Annotated in this window: 20 protein-coding genes and 1 tRNA gene; 7 read left to right on the top strand and 14 right to left on the bottom strand. The window is 52.9% G+C overall.

All coding sequences use genetic code 11. The annotated features are described in order from the left end of the window. Nucleotides 1-364 precede the first annotated feature (364 nt). From NHH03_RS23490 to NHH03_RS23525, 8 genes are all read right to left on the bottom strand, one after another. The gene (locus NHH03_RS23490) at nucleotides 365-1,009 is read right to left on the bottom strand and encodes a recombinase family protein (protein WP_315861483.1); all 645 of its coding nucleotides are present in this window, start codon (nucleotides 1,007-1,009) and stop codon (nucleotides 365-367) included. Between the two features lie 88 nt (nucleotides 1,010-1,097). Beyond that, nucleotides 1,098-1,955, bottom strand: coding sequence for a hypothetical protein (locus tag NHH03_RS23495; protein ID WP_253160307.1), 858 nt, complete (start codon nucleotides 1,953-1,955; stop codon nucleotides 1,098-1,100). A 309-nt stretch (nucleotides 1,956-2,264) separates the two neighbouring features. After that, nucleotides 2,265-2,540, bottom strand: coding sequence for a hypothetical protein (locus NHH03_RS23500; RefSeq protein ID WP_253160309.1), 276 nt, complete (start codon nucleotides 2,538-2,540; stop codon nucleotides 2,265-2,267). A gap of 495 nt (nucleotides 2,541-3,035) precedes the next feature. Next, nucleotides 3,036-3,869 carry an N-6 DNA methylase gene (locus NHH03_RS23505; protein WP_253160311.1) on the bottom strand — a complete coding sequence of 278 codons (834 nt, stop codon included), beginning with the start codon at nucleotides 3,867-3,869 and terminating at the stop codon, nucleotides 3,036-3,038. 145 nt (nucleotides 3,870-4,014) lie between these two features. Further along, a complete protein-coding gene (locus NHH03_RS23510; protein WP_253160313.1) occupies nucleotides 4,015-4,281 on the bottom strand; it encodes a hypothetical protein in 267 nt (88 codons plus the stop codon). A 163-nt stretch (nucleotides 4,282-4,444) separates the two neighbouring features. Further along, nucleotides 4,445-4,690, bottom strand: coding sequence for a hypothetical protein (locus tag NHH03_RS23515; RefSeq protein WP_253160315.1), 246 nt, complete (start codon nucleotides 4,688-4,690; stop codon nucleotides 4,445-4,447). A 142-nt stretch (nucleotides 4,691-4,832) separates the two neighbouring features. Beyond that, complete coding sequence (locus NHH03_RS23520; protein ID WP_261364434.1) at nucleotides 4,833-5,222, bottom strand: DUF6876 family protein; 390 nt, start codon at nucleotides 5,220-5,222, stop codon at nucleotides 4,833-4,835. Next, nucleotides 5,219-5,479, bottom strand: a complete 261-nt coding sequence (locus tag NHH03_RS23525) for a hypothetical protein (protein ID WP_253160318.1) — start codon at nucleotides 5,477-5,479, stop codon at nucleotides 5,219-5,221. Before NHH03_RS23525 ends, NHH03_RS23520 begins: the two co-directional genes overlap by 4 nt. A 109-nt stretch (nucleotides 5,480-5,588) precedes the next feature. Between NHH03_RS23525 and NHH03_RS23530 the strand changes: the two genes are divergently transcribed. The 3 genes from NHH03_RS23530 (at nucleotide 5,589) to NHH03_RS23540 (ending at nucleotide 8,310) form a co-directional block, all read left to right on the top strand. Beyond that, a complete protein-coding gene (locus tag NHH03_RS23530) occupies nucleotides 5,589-5,837 on the top strand; it encodes a hypothetical protein (protein WP_253160320.1) in 249 nt (82 codons plus the stop codon). A gap of 89 nt (nucleotides 5,838-5,926) precedes the next feature. Next, complete coding sequence (locus tag NHH03_RS23535) at nucleotides 5,927-6,523, top strand: JAB domain-containing protein (RefSeq protein WP_253160322.1); 597 nt, start codon at nucleotides 5,927-5,929, stop codon at nucleotides 6,521-6,523. Nucleotides 6,524-7,146: 623 nt separating this feature from the next. Next, nucleotides 7,147-8,310 (top strand): PDDEXK nuclease domain-containing protein, encoded by a 1,164-nt coding sequence (locus tag NHH03_RS23540; protein ID WP_253160324.1) that lies wholly within the window; start codon nucleotides 7,147-7,149, stop codon nucleotides 8,308-8,310. A gap of 311 nt (nucleotides 8,311-8,621) precedes the next feature. Here the strand turns inward: NHH03_RS23540 and NHH03_RS23545 are convergent, their stop codons facing one another. Genes NHH03_RS23545 through NHH03_RS23555 form a run of 3 tightly spaced genes read right to left on the bottom strand, consistent with a single transcriptional unit; the run spans nucleotide 8,622 to nucleotide 13,001 of the window. Next, nucleotides 8,622-9,686: a DNA cytosine methyltransferase gene (locus NHH03_RS23545; RefSeq protein ID WP_253160326.1), complete on the bottom strand. Its 1,065-nt coding sequence runs from the start codon at nucleotides 9,684-9,686 to the stop codon at nucleotides 8,622-8,624. Nucleotides 9,687-9,688: 2 nt separating this feature from the next. Continuing rightward, nucleotides 9,689-10,792 (bottom strand): hypothetical protein, encoded by a 1,104-nt coding sequence (locus tag NHH03_RS23550; protein WP_253160329.1) that lies wholly within the window; start codon nucleotides 10,790-10,792, stop codon nucleotides 9,689-9,691. A gap of 16 nt (nucleotides 10,793-10,808) precedes the next feature. After that, a complete protein-coding gene (locus NHH03_RS23555) occupies nucleotides 10,809-13,001 on the bottom strand; it encodes a sensor histidine kinase (protein ID WP_253160331.1) in 2,193 nt (730 codons plus the stop codon). Nucleotides 13,002-13,632: 631 nt separating this feature from the next. Here NHH03_RS23555 and NHH03_RS23560 point away from each other — a divergent pair. Further along, nucleotides 13,633-14,853: a hypothetical protein gene (locus tag NHH03_RS23560; RefSeq protein ID WP_253160333.1), complete on the top strand. Its 1,221-nt coding sequence runs from the start codon at nucleotides 13,633-13,635 to the stop codon at nucleotides 14,851-14,853. 231 nt (nucleotides 14,854-15,084) lie between these two features. Here the strand turns inward: NHH03_RS23560 and NHH03_RS23565 are convergent, their stop codons facing one another. After that, nucleotides 15,085-16,386 carry a hypothetical protein gene (locus NHH03_RS23565; RefSeq protein ID WP_253160335.1) on the bottom strand — a complete coding sequence of 434 codons (1,302 nt, stop codon included), beginning with the start codon at nucleotides 16,384-16,386 and terminating at the stop codon, nucleotides 15,085-15,087. A gap of 696 nt (nucleotides 16,387-17,082) precedes the next feature. Here NHH03_RS23565 and NHH03_RS23570 point away from each other — a divergent pair. The 3 genes from NHH03_RS23570 (at nucleotide 17,083) to NHH03_RS23580 (ending at nucleotide 19,234) form a co-directional block, all read left to right on the top strand. Beyond that, nucleotides 17,083-17,241, top strand: coding sequence for a hypothetical protein (locus NHH03_RS23570; RefSeq protein ID WP_253160338.1), 159 nt, complete (start codon nucleotides 17,083-17,085; stop codon nucleotides 17,239-17,241). 90 nt (nucleotides 17,242-17,331) lie between these two features. Next, on the top strand, nucleotides 17,332-17,556 hold the full coding sequence (locus NHH03_RS23575) for a topoisomerase II (protein ID WP_253160340.1): 225 nt from the start codon (nucleotides 17,332-17,334) through the stop codon (nucleotides 17,554-17,556). A gap of 19 nt (nucleotides 17,557-17,575) precedes the next feature. Next, a complete protein-coding gene (locus NHH03_RS23580) occupies nucleotides 17,576-19,234 on the top strand; it encodes a tyrosine-type recombinase/integrase (protein ID WP_253160342.1) in 1,659 nt (552 codons plus the stop codon). 5 nt (nucleotides 19,235-19,239) lie between these two features. Here NHH03_RS23580 and NHH03_RS23585 read toward each other — a convergent pair. Together NHH03_RS23585 and argH are read right to left on the bottom strand one after the other, a co-directional pair. Then, a tRNA-Arg gene (locus NHH03_RS23585) sits at nucleotides 19,240-19,313 on the bottom strand. A 117-nt stretch (nucleotides 19,314-19,430) separates the two neighbouring features. Further along, nucleotides 19,431-20,807 (bottom strand): argininosuccinate lyase, encoded by a 1,377-nt coding sequence (argH, locus tag NHH03_RS23590; protein ID WP_253160344.1) that lies wholly within the window; start codon nucleotides 20,805-20,807, stop codon nucleotides 19,431-19,433. Between the last annotated feature and the right edge of the window lie 97 nt (nucleotides 20,808-20,904).

Genomic DNA, 20,904 nt, shown 5'->3' on the forward strand with positions numbered 1-20,904 from the left:
GGGGCTACGCAGTGACCCATGACCCAGATTGTTTTTGTGACACTCTATGACGCGCAGCGTTCATGAGTTTCAGTGTCACAAAAACATATCTGGCTAGTCATCACTACCGAATTAGCCACATCACCTGACCCTGAGTCAACAAGAAATGCGACTCCAATAGCACTGCCCCAAGGACGGCTTCGCCGACGCTTTCCGATCGGTTCCACCGAGCATTGACCGGACTGCCAAAGCGAACACAAAATGCTTGCGTCCAACAACGTGGACACTTTCCAGATCGCGCGCCTGCGGCGGGCTGGGCAAGAGGGAAAAGAAGATGTTACTCGATGACGAGCGTAACACGATTCGCGATTGTTGGCGAACGTCACTAACTGGCCGTGTTGTAATCGGCGTCTTTGAGATAGGCGTAAACGGTTGAGCGAGCGATCCCCAGATCGCGTGAAATCGTTGCTGCCGGCACGCCGTCTTTCCGAAGTGCAACCACCCTTTTTGCGTCGGCTTTCCGGTAGCCTTTTCGACGAAGTCCATTGTTCTTGTAAACACCGCGTTCTTTAGCGGCTGCGATCCCGATTGCTTGGCGTTCTTTGATTGCTTCGAGTTCCATCTCGGCGACGGCAAAGAGAACGCCCGCAATCAACCGCCCGGTAGCACCGCTGAGATCGAGTTGCTGAGTGACGCTGACAACGCGGACGCCTCTTTCGCACCATTCGGCAAGCGTATTGATGCCGTCTTTCTGATTGCGAGAAAGACGGTCCAGTCGCCAGACGACGACTGTCTTGATTTCGCCCATGAAGATGGCTTTCTGGAGAGCAGCGAAAGCAGGGCGTTCGAGATTGCTTCCGGACTCTTGTTCTTCAAACCATCGGACCGCGTTTGGTTCCATTCCGTTACCCTCGAGCCACCGCTTGATCTCGCTTCGCTGCCCATCGCCGTGTTGGCTGGCCGATGAAACGCGGACGTAGCACGCGAAGCGCAATGTTCTATGAGGTATTTGGCTTTGAGGCATCGTCATGCTGATCGTAGCAGCAAACGCACCTTACGTTCAAGCAATACCCGCAGGCTTCATTTCAATATCTCTATCGGTCTATCCGACTGGGCAATCACCTTCCTATTCGCTGTTCGTAGCGGCGAAGGAAGAGGCGAGCGGTTACAAGCGAAGTTTGAAGCCTAAACGTAGCGTCTTCTTCTTCCGACAGGCCAGGGTGTCCGCCATGCGGGTGCATTCGGCTCATTAGGCCTTGAACGAACTGCGGTTTTTGGTTGTTGGCATTCCACTCGTTGTACTCGGCCAATAGGAAGGGCGGTTGAACACCATTGCCAAGATAGTCTCGTCGGGATTTACTGTTGTTAGGACCTGAATAGCCGAGACCGTCAGCGATCTCATTTAGATAACACTCGTAGAAATTTCTCAACTCTCCATTGGCTGAAGACCACTCGCCCCTTTGGAATGCCGCCAGAGCTTGGTTCAAGTGTCCCCTTGCCACGGTGAACCCACAGCTATCCAGCAACACCTCTATCTCGCTGTTAGTTTCGCGAAAGTCGAGACCTGGAATGTCGACGGGAAGCATTCGAACGAGCGAGAACGTACTTTGCTTAACTCGACCTCCCCAATTCGACTCGATCTCGGTTATGGATTCATCGATCTCGAACCCGTCGAAGCGGAGCCCAGCAACAAGCTTTCTCCAAGCCGCACTCTCGTGAGTTCGTTCTGGCGCGGTCAGAGCGGTCTCGACCAACGCGCGGCAAAGACTGACGTTTCCATGTTCGCTGATCACTGTCAAATTTTCGGTGAGAGCAATGTCCGATAGGCTTGCGACTCGTGCAGACTTGCTTGAATCATCACATCTCCCGGTAATTCCCCACTCAACTTCCAAGACCGCTATGTCACTATGAGATTTAAAGTCGGAGACCACTTCCGCGGCTGCAACGACGGTCATACGATTGAATTCTGTGATCATGTAAGTTTCTCCGCATTGGCGTTTTTGCGGGTGTTTCTAAGCCGTTGCTCGGATGTACCTTAAAGGCCGCGTTTCAGACATGGTCTTCCGACGTCACGTTTCTTGCCCATTGGTAGGGACAACTATCTTGCGGATTTGTTCACCTCCTGTCAGCACCCCGACTTCATATCCCGAATAAAACAGCATCAGTTTGATGTACGGCTTGGGCTACACCCCAAATCGGACGTAAAGCAAGCGATTTTGGAGGCCGGAATCCTGCGGCTTTGCCGCCATGGATATCGCCCCACCCCAAAATGGACAGAACTCGGTTTAGTTTCGTGTCGGATTTGTGACCCAGTATTCGGCGTCTCGGTTTTTAAAGTCGGCGACGCATGCGTACGCTCTTTGGGCGAGTTCTTTGAGTGAAAGCAAGTGTTCTTCGCGGAAAAACTTCGACGTGACGAAAATGCCCTGGCAGTAGCCGGAGCGGTTGAACTCGACGGAGTAGAGCGGGCCGTGCTGATCGATCCGGCGATAGATGCTGGCGGACAGCTTTCCGTCGTAGAGAACGGTGACTGGATGGAATTCATGTGCGTTTCTTGCCATGGCAATCCTTTCGACGTTGAAGTTGCGGAGTAACCAAATCAGCTAGAGCGTTCTTTTCAAAAGTCAATTTCATGCTTCTGGCTCCGGTTCCAGAAATCCGAATAGCCCGTCTTCGAGAAGCGAAAGCATCTGCTTTTGGGCGATCCTTTGACTCTCGGTTACAACCGACCCGCTGAGCGGCTTCGAAAAGTGGCATCTGGCTTGTTGCAGAAAGAACGTTACGCAGTCTTCACGGGTTTCCATCGCGATACGTGGCGATCCGAATCCAAGTTGACTACCGACGTTGTATTCAGCACGGATCGAGACGAGGAAGCTGCCATCAGCGAGGTGCTGAATCCGGTATCCGGCCGTCGCGTAACCGTAGTCAGTCCTTACAATTCGATACCCTTCGTCGCGTATTGTCACAGGTTCGTTTGATGGTTGCATACCGATGTCCTTTCTTGATGCTCTTTCTTTGCCCCGAGAGTGGGAAAGAGATCAAGAAAGCCCTCAATGCTAAAAGAGATCGAGCTGTGATGGTCCCAGGGCGGCATCATTGGGATCGGATTGGGAAACAGCTTGTTTCCCTTTTTCCTTCGCAGGATCACGGCTTGGTTCAACATTCGTTTCTGACGATACTGATTCCTGCTTATTCGCAAGTTCGGCCTTTTGGGAATTGGCTGTCGCGTAGTTGAAAGGCGAGTTCTCCGGCTTCACTTCGCGGATCACGCCACCGGTCAGATTGAGGCCGATCTTGTAGACACGGAAGACTTCCATCGTCAGCGTGTTTTGCCAAACCGCCCAGCCGTAGAGCCCATTCAATCCGAGATTGATCGCGGTCATTTGGGTGCAGCGATGATCGACGTCCTGGCCAATGAATTCGCAGTTTCGGTGCTTCTTTGCGACCGCCAGTAGGAAGCGGCCAGAACCGCACGCGGGATCGTTTACCGTTCGGCGTTCTTTGTCGTCGGTATCGAAGACGGTCAGATCGGCCATCAGCTGAGCGACGCCGTCGGGGGTAAAGAATTGCCCTCGCTCGCCGTAGGTGATGCCGCCTGTGAAGATATCGCCCAAGATGTCTTGGCCGCTTTCTTCCATAGCGTTGACCAATTCGGCGAACGCTTGGACGATGAAATCGATCCCGCGTTTGCCTTTTGGTCCTTTGTCGTAGCCCTTGTGAACGGTGGCCAGATATTCCTCTTCCATGGTTTGGCCGGCGAGACAGCAGCGGACGAGTGTCAGAAAGTCGTCGAACGCTTGTCCGCGACTAAGGCCTGCTTTATCACCAGCCGCGTCGATCAGATCGAGAATGCCTTTGCTGGCCGCGAGAAAAAATTGTTCTTTTGCCATGCCGCCCTACGCTTTCGGGCGGGCAGCTCCATTGGTACGTGTCATCGTATTGCCCTTTCATTTGCAGTTGTCATAGCGTGCCACTTCTGGCACGGATCGATGCGAAGCGTCAACGAAAAATCCTGCCGACGCTTCCCCGTTGCCGTTATTTGCCGAGTTCACGAACCTGATCAAGCAGGCTCTGAGCCTCGTGAAGTCGCTCGGAAATATAGATCGCCGCACTTTCGGATGCGAGAATATTTCCCAGTGTTCGCAGGATGATCGCGTACTCGTTTAACACGTCGAATTGTTCAAATGCTTGGTAATCGGCATGCGTTTGTTGCAAATCTTCGATTTGCTCGCAGACTTCAAATAGTGTTGACGAAGTCGGAAACGACGGCGCGTCGGACGGACCTGATGCGATGATTTTCATTGGCTTCTCCTTCATTTTGTTTTCTCACCCAAGAAGAAGACAAAATGAAGGAGAAGCATTTATGGATTGTTTTGCGTCTCGACACGGGGACCATGTTCTCCAATTGCGATGTGGGCCGTGGAGTTCTGCGCAGACGAGGAACACCGTCGACGCAGATCTGCGGTCACCACCAAGAGTCGTAAAAGACGGTGTATCCTTCATCGATGGCCTGTTTGGCCTTCACGATGAATTCAAGGTCGCCGTCAAGTTCGTCGCCGAATGACTCACCAAAGAAGAAGCCAGAGGTTTTCGGCAGCGATCCGGTTTTGACAGCCGTCTCCAGCTGGTTCAGTTCGTGGATAGTCAGCGTGACCGTTGCACAGTTGAAATCGGGATTGTTGCCCCCTTTGGCGAAATAGAGATCGGCCATCCATCCGTGAAGGTCAGGGTGCTTTCGCCAATAGTGAATCTCGGTGTAGTCGGTGACCGTAAAGTCAACTGGTTGGTTTGGATGCTGGTGTGTGATGCATGCGTACATATCAAGTCCCATGGTGTTTCCTTTCTTGTTTGGTTTAGTGCTCACTTGGCAGGTACAGCGTCCAGTGCTGTCCGTCGAAGCCGACCCAGATGTCGATCTTGTCGAGCGGGAAATCGGTGAACTCGATGTCCTGCCGGATGAACGGGGCTTCCGGTGAGTCGGCTTTGGCGACCAAAGTTGCTCCGCCGTTGTCGTCCCGGCACAGCGTCCAGAAATGCAGGTAATCGATCCGGGGATCACTTGCAGCGGCGTTTCGATGGGCTTCGCTTCCGAGATGAGAGGCGATGGCATCGATCAGCCAGTAAGCTCCTGCGTTTTTGGCGAGGTATTGGACGCCTTCGGTGTAGATCACTTTTCGATTCAGCGGGTGCCGAAAGAAACTCTCGGAACCCGTGAATTGTTGCAAGTCAGCTGCCTGGATCATTCGCCGGACTCCTCGGCTTGATCTGCGGCTCGGAGTTCGCTGATGCGGTCGAACGCCATGCCGGCCAGTCGAGCAACTTTCAGCAGATCGTCTTGGCTGTAGATATGTGAGTCACCGTAGCCGTCTTTGGTCTTGTACGTTCGTGAGATTTCGGTGCTGGCAAAGGTCTTACCTTTCTCGCTCGTGTTGAACCAAATCGTGGCCTTCAGTCCTCCAGGGAGGCGGATGGTGTCGGCGGGTTTGTTTGAATCTGTCATGATTGTTCCTTTCGTTGATTGAACCTGTTTGCCCAACCACGGCAGGTTTCAATCAACGAAAGGGACAAAAGTGTTGACAGCGTGTACATGTCGGTGCTTTTCTCGCTCCATGGACCCGACCACTTGTTTCAACGAGATGATGGATGCTTACTCGCTTGGCATGTACGACGAAGCGAGCGAACATGCCACGGAGCTGGCAGAGTGGCTTGACAAAGACGGCTTTCCTCCGGTGCTGCATGTCTCGACCGATGGCATGAAGGTGTTCGTCGTCAGCGACCAGTTGGCTCGCGAGATCAGCCGGGCGGCCTGCCGATTGGTTCTGGATCAACACGAAGCGGAATGCGAGCCCCGGATCTAAATCAGCACGGTGCTATCGAAACATTCATTCACCGTACGTGACCACGACCGCTTGCCCCGCGCCGCATTTGTGACTTGATCAGAATGCGAATGCTGTGGCATTCTTATAAAGTGAGAGAGAAAAGCGATCAAGAATTGCTGTCGATGGTACTGCGGACACAGTTTTCCCGTGTCGCGGACAAGAGCGTTCACGAGATTGTTCAAGCGGGAAAGGCAGAGTTGGGATTGACCGACATCGCCTACGCTCGGCTGATGGCCGGCATCGAACTCGGTAAACGCGTGGCCGAACCGAAGGCCAACTACAACACCAAGATCACGTCGCCGCAACTTGCGGCGGAGTTTTGCCAGGTGCACTTCGCGAGGCTAATCGCTGAGGGACTTCAAGAGGAGTTCCATGTGGTCACGCTTAACACGAAGCACCGGATGATTGACTCGCATCTGATTACGGTTGGCACCCTGGACGCTTCCCTTGTTCATGCTCGGGAAGTCTTCCGCCCCGCGATCAGGGATTCATCCAGTGCCATTTTGCTCGTGCACAATCACCCATCAGGCGATCCAACTCCGAGCCGAGAAGACCAAACCGTGACCGAGCACCTGACGAAAGTCGGCACCATGGTCGGGATTACCGTTCTAGACCACGTCGTGGTTGCAAGAGAAGGTTGCGTCAGCATCCGAGAATACGGATAAAGCAAGTGTCAAGTTGATGGTCCAACCGCAAGCAAAAAGCCCGTGGCAGCTCCGTTCGAACGTTGGGGCAAAAAACTCGAACATCAGCACTGCCACGGGCGGGGACATTCTAGTCGACAATGTACTTGGTCGCATTTCGTCGCTTTCTCCGTTTCATTTCGCCGCTTTTTCATGCATTTCTTAGCAATTGCCGAACATTCGGCAATTGCGGTTGGTCGCTTTTTCGTCGCATTGTTTTCCACCAATTGCGTTGCTATGCGCTTTTGGGAAGGTCGCCGCGTTCGAATTTTCGCGTAATTCAGGTCTGCTTCAAAGGCAAGGTTGGCCTGGTATCCGAACCTGGCGTTCTGGGCGGCTTATTTTGAAAAGGGTACCAACGCGATTTGGCCATAACTTGGTTACGAGGTCGCTGCCCAATTTCGCCACGGCTTGAGGTGCGATTTGCTCGCAGAGCCAATCTTGGTGCCGGCGATGCCGCATATGGAAGCTGGTCGCTAAACTGCTGAGCGGTTACTATCCGCCAGTGTCCAGAACTCGGACGCCCGACGATTTCACTTGCAAATCTGGCTCCATGGCGGTACCCAAGGAGATTGGCAAGAACAACTGGAAAGTGGGTGCGCAATATGACAGATATCGATTCATCAAGATGCAGCAGCACCAGTGCACTTAACTTTGATCGGCTGCTCCAGTTGTTCGATAGCACACACGTGGAGTTTCAGAGGCGCGCGGCGCGTGCCGTCAATCAGAATTTGGTAATCCGAAATTGGCTTTTCGGCTGGTACATCGTTGAATTCGAACAAAACGGCACGGATCGGGCCAAGTACGGCAAGGAGACGCTCGAACGGCTGTCTTCGGAGCTGAAATTGCGTATCGGGCGTGGGTTTTCCGTGGACAACCTGCAGTTAATGAGACGTTTTTACACGGGGTTTTTTGGTGTTTTGGAGATTTCCGAGACACCGTCTCGTATTTTGCCCGGAATTTACGAGACACTGTCTACCGAATTAGCAACAGAGGGGGGGGCAGCATCAAGTTCGTCGGAAAAGCCACAATTGACGACCATGATCGACGCTTTGGCAGACCGCTTTTCGCTCTCTTGGTCGCACTACGTCACATTGCTGACGATCGACAACATTGATGAGCGTCGATTTTACGAAATCGAAGCCGGGCACAATCAATGGAGCGTTCGGGAACTGGACCGGCAAATCGACAGCGCCCTTTATCAACGTTTGGCGCTCAGTCGCGACAAGGAAGAGATTCGCCAACTAGCGCGGCAAGGTCAGGTCATCGCGAAAGCTGCCGACTTGATCAAGAACCCGCTCGTGTTGGAGTTCTTGGATCTGGATGAGAAAGCCAGTTACAGTGAAAGCGAATTGGAATCTGCCATCATCGACAAGCTACAGGCTTTCATGCTGGAACTCGGGAAAGGCTTCTTGTTCGAGAGTCGGCAAAAGCGTTTCACATTCGACGACAAACACTTCCGCGTCGATCTGGTTCTCTACAATCGCCTGCTTCGCTGCTACGTGTTGCTCGATCTGAAAATCGGTGAGATCACGCACGGTGATTTGGGACAGATGCAGATGTACGTCAACTACTTCGATCGAAAGGTCAAATTGGATGACGAGCTGCCGACTGTGGGTATCGTCCTTTGTGCGAGAAAGAACGACGCTTTGGTTGAACTCACGTTGCCAAGGGAGGCGAATATTTTCGCGTCCAAGTACCAATTGTATCTACCCAGCAAAGAGGAACTGAAGCGAGAGCTTGAACGAATCGAGACCGACCTGGAATAACCGTACCGGTACCTCACCTCCCCTGTTTAGGCGAATCAGTGGGGCTGAATGAAATCCGGCGTCGGCATCGGAGCAGTGAAGTCGGCTTGTCAGCCGCGCCCCAATCGATTTGGCCGACTGAACACCGAACACAACGCCTGACCCGGCCTGCCCCTGGCAAAGCCTCTCTCACGGATTAGGCATTTCATTGGCAACGGATGCTCGAGCCTTCGGATTGCTCTGGTTGCGTCTCACATACCAAGTATTCTTAATGCAGAATTGTTAGATGCAAACGACTGGAGCAAACGAGGTGTGTCGTTTAGGAGGAACGACTACGCTGCTTTACTGCGTTTCGTATTCTTCCTCGACTCCGAGAGCAATTTCACTAAATGTCGGCCAAGGTACTCTGCGAATCGGACCGGGACCGCGTTGCCGATCTGAAGTGCAACGTGCTTGTTTGTTCCCACAAACTCGTACCGATCCGGAAATGACTGCAAAGCCGCTGCTTCGCGAAGGGAAATGGCACGATCTTGCTCTGGGTGGCCGTAGCGTCCATTCGAGATGCTATGACATCGCCCGGTCAACGTAGGTGCAGGTTGATCCCATGCCATGCGGCCATAAACATCCGTATGGCCTTTGTAGTCTCCCTTGTGACAATCAAGAAACAATCGCTTGGGCCATGCTCTTCGATCACCGCCATCGTGTGGTGTGTGACGAAGCCTTTCTAAATTGACTTCGGTTATGCTCGCTGTGACATGGTTGAAAACATTCTCGTGAATTTCGCCGGCTTCCATTTCGGGAAAATGCTCAATCGCATCACGGACGGTGCGAAACGGTCGTCGTTCTGTCCCGAATACTTGGCTTGGAAGCGTTGGCTGCAAGTCTTTAAGAGCCACAAGAACGAGTCGCCGACGAGTTTGCGGCACACCAAAATGCTTTGCGTCGAGAATATCAAACGAAATTTTGTAGCCCAACGTCTCAAGAAGGCGAGTGAAGCGACGAAAAGTGCTATATCCTCTCACTCTTGCCATGCCCGGAACATTCTCGATCAACACAGCTCTCGGCCGCGCCGCTTGGACAAGGCGACCAAACCCCAATAGTAACGTGGCGCTGTGCTTTGCTGGACCGCTTTTGCGCTGTTGGCTAAACGGCTGGCACGGCGCGCAACCAACGAATACCACATCGGAGAAGCTGCGCAATCGCGTCAGCTTGCGCAGTTGCCCTAGATCAAGCGCACAGACATCTACCGCGTGAAACTTAGATGGTTTGTTGTTTTTTTCGTAGGTTTCCTTCGATGCTTCATCAATGTCGAAACCTGAGACCACGGATATTCCTGCGTTTAAGAGACCGCGTGTGAGCCCACCGGCACCGCAAAAAAAATCAATCGCCTTCAACATGGTCAGTCGCCTTCCTTGGCCTTCAAAACTTCTAAAATCTCGTCACGCCAAAGCTCGAAATCGCGATCCGGCAGTCCAGGGCGGCAACTAGTCTGCAGGTAGCCCCAGGAGACGAGCTCGCGGAACGGGCTGTCGATTGACGCGATGCGTTCATACTCGGGAGTTTCCGAAACGACGTGTGAAACTGGAAGGAGGTGGAGCCGCTTGAAGTTGGCAGCCATCGACGGAATCCTTCCAGTTAACGTTGGTATCGGCAAAAACTCGCCAAAAAATCCTGGAGAAAGCATTGTTCCGATTATTCGACCCTTCAATTTGCTTTGGCTCATTCCCTTCAATGCGGATCTCCCGATCGCATCCGGGAGACTTTCGCACCCAGCAACCAACACATCCGAGACTCGTGGCTGCCGACCGTTGGAACAAACCAGATCACAAGAAGGAGTCAAAACAACGAAAAAGTCGCGAGGATCCTCAGGTGAACCCTCTGCCTTCCGAATGATATCGCCGAGACAGAGATCGCTACCGATTGGTGGGCTGACGAATTGCTCCCAACCTTGCAGCTTCTCTCCATGCCTTGAAAGATCGTCCATCAATGCAGCCAAACGCCGCTGGGCAGAACGCACGATCGCATTGCTTCGATCTTCGTCGCTTTGATAATGCTCAAAGATTTCTCTCGACACATCGCGAAGGGCCGATGAAATCTCCGATCGAATTCGTTGTTCCGTGTGCCGAACTGCATCAGCGTGAGGCTCAAAAGCTTTGACTCCTTCCCGCAATTCTCCGACGCTCGTCGCCCCCTTTTTCACGTACCGCACAAAAGGATGCTCCGCCTCTTTGTCTGAAAGCAATTCAGGCTGAGCGGAATACACAATGATGGGGCAAAAACGCGTTTCCCAGATTCTTCGATAGGTTGTGCTGCCCAGGTTTTCCGCCTCTGATGTCGCCCCGCCGTCAAGCAAGTCTAGAACGACAATGTCAGGCGATATATCGAACAGAGCATCTTCAGCATCGTCAAATCCGCGAACTTCACAGCGACATTGTTCAGACAACGCTTCGATGACCGGCTCCAATACATCCGGCTCATCATCGACAAACAGCAGTTTCAACATATTTCTCAGTTCTCGTTTAGCACTTGACGGGCAAGTCGAACCCAAAGGATGCGCCACCAAGCGTACCAGGTGACTTCGTAATCATTTGACCGCTGTAGTCATTCACGATTTCTGAGGCAACGGTTAGTCCCATCCCGATTCCATTCGGCTTGCGGGTGACGCCAGGATTAAACACGAGTTCCAGGTCCTCTTCGCCAACACCCGGCCCAGAATCGTGGACCCAAACCCGTACCCGTTCTCCGTCAGAGATCGAGTTTAGTCGAATCTGAATTTCACGATTGGCTTTATCAACTTGCCCCAGCCAATAGATTGAGTTTGTGAGTAGATTGAGCAATATCGACTCAAGTTCACCTGGATCAACGGCGACACCCGTTTGTGTCTTAGGTATCGAACAGCGGATGCCTTTCCGATCAATGTCCGCCTTCAACACCTCGAGGCAATTTGAAAGGCGTTCTTCGAGAATCGAATTTCGTTTCCGTCGTGTGAAATTGCGATTTGCAAGTGGTGAAAAAGTGTCAGCCAGCCTCTCCAGGGCGATTATCGAATTTTTTGCGTAGCCGAACTGTTTATCAAAGCGAAGATCCTCGAACGGAGCAAAACGATCTTGCACAAAGTCAAGGAAGGCACCGAACGCGGTTGTGCGATTCCGTATTTCATGCACCAGCATCTGCGAAAGTGTTCCGATCGTTGCCAAGCGACTGTAGTAAACGAACCGCTCTTCGATTGTCTTGCGAGTGTTGTCCAGAGACTTATTGAACGCAGCAAGCAATGGCAAGGTTTCTGACGCCTCTGCGCCCTCCTCGATCAGAGCTTCCACTTCGGTGATTAAATGGTCTGCAGTAAGTTCACCAAACAAATTCTTCGCGGGAGTCATCTCCTTTTTGACTTTACGATCATGCTCTCGCTCATTCTCCAGAACCCCAACGATTGACTTCAAGATCTCTTCAAATTCGGCAACCTCGATATTGGAAACCAGTCTTTCACGATCGCTTGTGTCGACAATCGCTGGATTTTGTTCTCCAGTGATCGAAACATAGCCCACGAGCTGACTCGTGCTCATTCGGTTACCAACCTTACTCACTCGACGCAGGTCAAGACCGAGCCAGTCGCGAGCGTTATCAGATTTTGGCAGTACCAACACGCCGTCGCGGTACACCGAGATTCCTTTGTGTGCCCGAATGGCTTTCCTGACCTGCGACTTCTGGAAGTCGAACTTATCTGAAATTTCCTGCGTGTCGCCCGATCCGATATCCCAGGCCCTGATCTCGAACGCAAAGGAACCGCAGTGTGCCGTTCCGCTGTCGAAAGGAAAACGCTCACGGTTTTGGATGTCATCGTAGATTTGCTCCCACGACACTTTTGATGAGTGTTGACGCCGCTTCCCAGGTCCAATCGGATTGAACTGATACTTCGCTTGAAATCCGCCATTCTCCGAAACCTTACCTTCAATCAGATACTTCGGACGAGACAGAAACTTCGGGGGTTCGATGTGAACTTCGGAAACATCGAGTTCGCCTTCACGCGAAAGAAAAATATTGAACTCGCCAAGTTCGCTGAACGGCGATATCAGCCGTGCCAAGTTTTCTTCCAAGTCGTCGATCTGCGAATCTTCCCAGGTTCCTTGCAAGTTGCCAACTCGAAGAAGTGTCCCTGTCCCCTCGAACGGCACCTCTTCTTTGTCGAGTTCTCGACACTGCGCGAAGCAATTCGCAAGTTCAGTCTGATTGGATAGCTCCGTCCAGTCGACAGAAAGCTGCCAGCACGGATTCGACCTCTTTCGCGTGAACAAATTCAAACTCGCCCCGAGCCGTGCAACAGAAAGACGCCCCAGTCCTTTCTCGCCAACAACTCTCCGGGTTTTCCCGCTTCTCTTCGCTGTTGGATTGATCTCCTTGTTCGGAGTCGCAACCATGCACCAAACATCTTGAATATCGGTACGCATCATTCCGATTCCATCGTCTTGGATTTCCAGATACTGCTCTCCCGAATCTTCTTGGCGGAACCGAATCCATACGTTTTCGGCGAATGCATCATAAGAGTTCTTTACCAACTCAATCACGGCAACAACGTCGTTCGTTACGAGATCAGCGCCTAACGCCTCAAATACTCGCGGATGCATGCGGAATGGCACCGCCTCAAAGTCGGTCGATGCTTTGGATGTCATCTGTGTCGTCATTGGATTGATACGCCAGTTTTGCTTTTCAGGCATGCAAAGCATTGCAGCGACGCTGCATGAACGCTTATTTCGGATCCCCCAGTGAACATCGTATCGGTTTTTGTGGCGCACCAAAAGAATGCAGGACGGAGACCGGCTGCGTTTGGTTGAATGCCCTAACCGACAAAGCACTTGCTGCGATGCCAAGCTAAATTCTTGGAGACTGGGCATAGCCGCTCGTCTCGCTGAAGGTTCAATTGCTCACCGGACATCGACGCCAATGGTTCCGACGTTGGATAATCTTCGAAGAAGAGAACCAGGGGTTGGGGTGGGCGATTCCTGGACGCCCCGGTGGCGCCCTTTTCAGCTGCCATCTCCAGGAATTCACTTCGGTGTGGCCAGCTCGGCTCAAGAATGCGAGTTATGGCCCGTGCCAATCCGCATCGGCCGATGCAACCGGCGCCAGTCTGAGAATGCTAGATTCTGCATCGGTGTGCTTGACGGGCTCGCGCCAAACATCGGATATGAAGCATTGTAAGGAGCGTTAGTTAACCGATTCGCCGCAATTCGGACACACTTGCCAGACCGGAATTCAGGACGGCACGGATTCATATACTAGGTACCAAACTCAAAACTCCATAAACTTCTCCTCTTTACTCTTTGATATTTCTGAAGGTGGTGGGACATGAATGTCACCGTTTTTTACGCTTGGCAGTCAGATCGACCAGGAAAACTTAATCACTACCTGATTCGTGACGCGGCCAGAGATGCCTGCGACCGCATCACCGCTGACGCCGATAACAATTGGACCGCCACGCTTGACCACGACACGAAAGACGTCCCAGGGATGTGTGATATCCCAAACGAGATCCTGGACAAAATTCGGAAGTGCGACATCTTTCTGGCCGACCTGACGCTCATCGGACAGTCGGATGCTGGAAAGCCGCTGCCGAACGCTAACGTTATTTTTGAGTTGGGTTATGCGGCTAAGACGCTCACCTTCAAAGCGTTGATCGGAGTCGTGAACGAAGCCTGGGGTGAACTGGAATCCCAAGTATTCGACATCAAGCGACGTAAGGCGCTCGGCTACACGGCCGCCGAGGGGATATCTAACAGGGAGATCAAGATAGTCACCGAGAAGTTGAGCAAAGATCTCGAAGGGATCATTCGATACGCGATTCAAGAGGTCGTGATTCCAAAGCGGAGCGGCGAGATAGATGATAATGACCGAGAAGTCCAAGCCCAGCGAACCGAGATCACGACGCGCGTGCTGAACGGGGAGTTCCATGATGTGAGTACCATACCCGCGATTGTGACATCTGTCTTTTTTCAGGCTCATCCGCACATTGACTACGAAAAAGTAGGCAAAGCTGTCCGCGACCAGTTCCGCGCAAACCCTGATGTCCATCCCGATGCTTATGTCTGGGAAGACGATGGCTGCGTATGCGAATTCAGCCTGAGCGGGTTTTTTCATCGGGTCTGCACGAAGGATTCTCGATCGCTCAGAGTTCGTCGGGCATCTCTGGAGCAGGCTGGCGACCCACTTTTCGGCAATCACCTCTTCGCTCAGCCGGTGCATCGAAACATCGTTACCGGAGTTGTTTCTTCCGCACGGTTTTTGACCAATCTTGGGATCAAACTCCCGTGGTGGGTAACCATCTCGATCGTCGGTGCGAAGGGGTACGACATGTTCGACGATGCAAATAATGTTTCAAAGAAGTCATTCGCCGACGACATCGTCCACCTCGTTCCACAACGTGTTACTTTGATCGAACAAGTCGAAGATGGGATGAAGGCAGGAACGACTTTGAAGAGATCTTTACAGCACCTGACGCGTACTCTCGGCTGGGAATTCAACTGGTACTACACTGAAAACGGCCAATTCCTGTTGCGAATCATGGCGTGATCCTGTTCGGATTCCACGAGCCGTGTGGAGCCATCTACAACGTTCCTTGCGTCGAGGCGGAACAGCAACCGTCAACGACCAAATTCCGCGATGTCCGATGCGTATCACAAAACTTTGTCAACTTCGGTTCATCCGCGGCATTCTCAATGCTGCTCGAACCAGCTGAAATCGATGGGAGCTACGTGCGGCTAACCCAGGCATCGGTATGAGCCACAATCCCCGATTCGCGAGCTAGTTCCTGGTCACGGTCCAATTGTTCTGGATGTCGATGAATTCGCCGGTGAATCCAAATTGATGAAAAACCATTCGTGAGACAAGCATATACATCTCTTGCGACCACTTGTACTTGTCTTCGACATTCATTGATGGTATCTGCCCAGTATGCATCAGCGGGTTTCTGACGTTCGCCCGCGTTTCTCCTGTGAATTGCCGATCAATGAAGGCCATGCCGTAGTGATTTTTACAGCGATTCAGTTTTTGCTCAATGCTTCGACTCGATAGCTGTTGTTCAGTTACGCCGTTTGCCCGCTCAATTTGATAGCTAAAACACTCCGCTGCAAAAACGCAAAGTGCGACACGAATATCGCTCACGTTATTTGATCGAGCTTGCTCCAGGTAACCTATCACGATGCTTGGAAGATGCGACGACTCGATCCGATTAAAATTTGCACAAGCTACACTGAGAAAGTCAGCAAGCCCTCCTGGGGTGCGTTCAGTGTCAAAAAAAGAAAACTCGCGCGCGTTTGTGGCTGTTCCGAATTTTGGCCATTCGTAATAGGAATGCAATTGCGAGCGCTCGCCCTGGCTAAATTTAACCACGCACCCAGATACTGACGTCCCAAGTGCGAAAGACAACAATCGTGATATTTTCCATGCATCATCCACTACTTTCTGCACTTCGTCCGCACCGCATGTCGTAGTCAGGAGAGTGGTTGCTAACGAGTCGATCAAACCATTGCGGATGCTATTCGCCGATTCAGATCGGCCGTTGAAAAGATCACTCAGCTCCCATTGATATCCGAACCCAGTGAATTTGATCGAACCAACGAAAGCCTCGTGCAGGCAATTAAGAAGCGACAGTTCGACTCTTACCTGTTTCCCTTCGGAATCCTCAGAGGACGTTGGCCAAAAGACAATCGGAGTCTGAGAAATGCGAAAACCGATTTTTGTTTCAGACGGGTCGTCAACGCTAATATTCGCGTCGAAAATTGTCGGTGTCAGTTGTAATTGCAATGGCGCGGCCCCGGCGAGCGTTACCTCTGCAGCGATCGGGCCTGACTGAAAATCAGCGGGTAAGTCCAGGCTACTGGGAGGTCTGGCTTCAAGCCAAGAGCGTCCATCCGGTCCAATGTAGATAATGGCTGGACTGTCATAAGGCGGTTTGCTTGGCCACATGATTCGTGCTCGGCAATCCAGCGGGCCCACTAGCCCGTACTGGAACGCGTCGCCGTACCGAGCTTCAATTTTCTGCATCATTATCAGGTTGCCCTTTCCTGTGTTCGCCGAACTCTTTTTACCTTGCATTGTCATCAACACGGCTCATCCATATCATCTGGATGAGTCTTGCACGATCTGGCTATCGACGATAACGAGCGGCTTTGACGGTTGAAATTCATAGTATCCTGCTCTTGCAGGCTCATTGAAATCACAGTTGCTGCGCCACAAACGACCGAATAAGCCCAATCGCGACTATTCGTCCCTCGAGTTGAGGAAAACACGCTCAAGTGTAGTGCAATCGACTCACGACGTGGTGAACGGATACGTGGACACCGAAGCGTGCTCCGTGGTTCACTTCGGCGCGGAGGTTGGACAAATCGACCACACCTCGCCGGCAACCAAATCCACCTCGGTCAGCACCACCGATGCGATTTTCCATCGGCTGTCTCGATGCATCATGACACACCAGTGCCCTACGCCGGCGCGCGTCTTGATGTGTGGAGCGAGACAACAAACCAAGTGTCCATGCGGTGGGTTCTTCAACTTCTTTTCTGTCGAGATTTGGGCCAAGGAGTAGCATTTATCGCAAAACTACTTTTCCACACCGCTTAGATGAGATTCTCGTCGTCGAACTAATGAACTTGCGCGTCTGAAACAGTTTCTTCGAGTGATTCGCGCGAACAGTTTATCGCACTGTGTTTACGCCATGCTTTATTGCCTTTGAGTTTTTCCCACATTATGCGGGTTCGATTGACTTGGATCACTGAAACCCAAGACCGGTCCAGGTTGGAGATGTCTTTTCTGGCCGTGTTGTTAGTAGGAGATCGCCCAGTAACTCAGGGCTCTTCGGGAGAAACTGGCAAAGCAACGGATATTGCTGCTTCAAACGTCCTCTTTTTACTTCACTTTGACGGCTCTTTAGCGGCGATTGCCTCTCTCTTTTTTGCTTGAAATCAATTCGGTGTGCTTGGGCCGAATTCGAGATCGTCATCGGCTCGGGCGGTGGTCCGATTTCTCTTTTTTCATGGCGTGAGGCGAACGATGCCGCAGATTGATACGGGATTGATCCGGCAGGATGAGGCGTACAGCAAGCAAATGGTGCTGCAAAGACTTGGAATCTCGCAGAAGTTCTGGGATAAATTGCTCGATGAAGGGCTGCCCTACACGAACATCGGTCACTCACGGTGGGTGACGGGGCGTGCCCTGATCGAACACCTCGTCCGGAACGCAGAGAGGAAACGCGAATGCAACCAACACCAAAACTGAAACCTCAAAGGAGATTGCCATGCCGAGAAGGCCCGAAATTGGCAACATTCAACTCTATCCGGACCGGCCGCTCAAAAAGACCGACCGCAACGGCTTTGTCCTCAAGTTCTATTGCCCGATCCGTGGGACACGCGTCCGCAAGAATTGCGGCACTCGTGATCGACGCGAAGCACGGCGGATCTTGCGGGAATGCCAACAGCGGTTACTCGATGGGAGCTATGTCGCATCGGGCGGTGCTATCACCGCCGAACACGAAGTCGACACGAAGCCGGCTCCAACGCAAGCCTCTTTTCCCCAGTCCATTCGAACCGAATCCGATCGCGGTCCGACTTGGGAGGAGTGCTATCAGAAGTACCGCTCGTACAAGTCACTGCGTGTACGAAAAAAATCGTTCGAGCACTCGGCCTCGCGGCTCGGTGTCGCCGAACGGATTTTTCTGGGATACATGGCTGATCACGGGATCGAAGGCGAAGTGATGGTCCAAGACGTCATGACACTCGACATGCTGGAGTACCTTCAAGAGCGTTTGCTCGAAGGTGACGAGTCTCGGTATGACCATCGGTCACCGAATACCGTCAACAGTTCGATGGGTGCCGTGATGGCGTTTGTGCGGTTTTGCGCCAAGCGTGATTGGATCGTTAAAGTGCCTGATCTGGATTCGCTGAGCGTCGATGATGTGATGAAGGGTCGTCCGATCACGGGCGAAGAATTGGATCGCATGATCGAAGCAATACCGCGTGTGGTCGGCAAGAACGAAGCCCCGTCCTGGCAGTTTGCCTTGCGCGTGCTGTGGTACAGCGGGTTTCGGGTGGGTGATTTGATGGATTTTCATTGGGAAGACGAACGTCACATTCGGCCCGTGTGGTCGAGCCGTAGCGGCGTTCACCCAACGATCACTGTCCCCTCCTCCCAGAAAAACGGCAAGCTTCAGGAGATCCCGATGCTGCCGGAATTGGAAGCCTTCTTGTTGGAAGTGCCGAAGGCCAAACGCGCCGGCTGGATCGTCAACCCTTTGGCGATCACGTCGACTGTGAAGCCTGGCTGCAAGTGGTTCCAACCCGCACCCGATGATTTGGTCTCCCTGGCAAATCAGTACAGCAATCTGTCGATTGCCGAGGTTTGCGGCGTGTCCGAAACGACAGTACGGAAATGGCTGAAGAAGCAAGGTCATCGGCGTAGCCGAGAGTTCAAGGTCGACACGGGAACGATCCCGGAGTCAGTCGTGATTGCCGTTCAGAACCGATCGAAGCGCCAAACGGGTGCGGTGAGGGTTCCAGACACGGAGCGATTGACCAAAGAACGTGTCGGTAGAATCATCGCGGCGATCGGAGAAGAAGCCGGGATCGTGGTTCGTCAGGAGGATGAGCGAACGGGCACCAGAACCAAGTTCGCGAGTGCTCACGACATCAGGCGAGGCTGCGCGCAGCGTCTGATCAATGCCGGCGTCTCTGCGGAGACGTTGAAGGTCGTTATGCGTCACGCAGATTTCGCAACGACAGAGAAGTACTACGGCGCGATGCGGTCAGCGCAAGCTGCCGCAAATGAAGTCCGTCAGAAACTCACCCCCGATGCAACTTCGGATGCATTAGTGGGGGGATTAATGGGGGGACATGAAAAAACTCCCCAGCTATCCACTGCGGAGTTATCGAAGCTAAAGCGTTTGCTAAACAGTATTTAGCTCAGTACACCCGGCAGGATTCGAACCTGCAACCCTCGGTTCCGAAGACCGATGCGCTATCCAATTGTGCCACGGGTGCGTTGAGTGCAGTTTAGCGTCCTCGGCGGCTTTGTCCAATGGAGGACCCGCGAACTTTTGGCCAGGTTCGTGTTACCTGGGAAAATTGGCGGTTCGTGACGCCGAGTCGGCTGTTGGATCAGTTTAATCGCGAATTCCAGAGGTTGATCTGGCGTTGGATTTCGGCCGGGGCGGTCGAACCGTAGCTGGTGAAGGCGTTGACGGCGTTTTTTGTCCCCAGGACGTCGCGAATCGATTCGTCGACCTGCGGCGCATGGGCTTGCATGTCGGCGATCGATAATTCCGTGAGTGGCACGCTACGCTGCATCGCCAGCCCGACAATTGCCCCAACGGCATGATGCGCGGTCCGCTGGGGGATGCCTTTTTTGATCAGCCATTCCATCAGCGTCGTGGCGTCCAAGTAGCCTTCTTCGATTCGCGCCGCGATTCGGTCCCGCTGCAACTGGCTGCCGGCCACGATCGGGATCGCCAGTTCCAGCATCGCGGTGATGGTGTCAAAGGAGTCGAACAGCGGCGGCTTATCTTCTTGCAAGTCGCGGTTATAGGCCAATGGCAAATTCTTGACCAACAACATCAGTGTTTGCAGATTCCCCATCACTCGCGCCGACTTGCCCCGGGTCAATTCCAGGGTGTCCGGATTGACCTTTTGCGGCATGATGCTGCTGCCGGTGCAGAACTGCTGTGGCATTTTTAGGAAGTTAAACTCGACCGTGCTCCACAAGATCCATTCTTCGGCCCAACCGCTCAGGTGCGAGGCGATGACCGAGAGCACGAACGCCGATTCGAGAATGAAATCGCGGTCGCTGCTAGTGTCCAAGCTGTTGCCGGTGACGGAATCGAATTCCAGCGCGTTGGCGGTCTGTTGACGATCGATTGGCAGAGTGGTTCCGGCGACGGCGGCGACACCGAGAGGCGATTGATTGACGCGGCGGCGGCAATCGGCGATCCGCTGGCGATCGCGGTCAAATTTTTCGATGTAGGCCAACCAGTAGTGTGGTGCCAGTACCGGTTGAGCTCGCTGCAGGTGCGTGTAGGCCGGCAGGATCACATCCATGTCGGCATCACAGCGACCGAGAAACGATTTCTGCAATTCCATCAACAGCGCATCAACCTGATCGAGTGCCTCGCGGACCCACAACCGGGTGTCGGTGCTGACCTGGTCGTTGCGACTGCGGGCGGTGTGCAGTTTACGCCCGACGTCACCGATTCGGTCGATCAAGACCGATTCGATGTGCATGTGGATGTCTTCCAGCTCCAAGCGGATGGGGAAGTCACCGGACTGGATTTCGGATTCGATTTGTTTCAGCGCGTCGTGGATCTGTTGGCAATCATCTTGCGAGATCAGCCCCACCGATTGCAGCATTTCCGCGTGGGCGATCGAACCACGCACGTCCTGCCGGTACAGGCGGCGATCGAAGCTGATGGATTCGGCAAAGGATTCGAGTCGGGCGTCGGTGCTGGCCTCGAACACACCGCTACGGGAGGGGCTTTCCACGGTCTGACTATCCAAAAAGTGGTCGGGGGGAGATACTATCGGTGCAACCAGTATCGTCGCAAAGGTGGCCGATGACGACCCGTCACCTTTCACCGCC

The sequence above is a fragment of the Stieleria tagensis genome (assembly GCF_024129865.1).
GTDB classification, from domain to species: Bacteria; Planctomycetota; Planctomycetia; order Pirellulales; family Pirellulaceae; genus Stieleria; species Stieleria tagensis.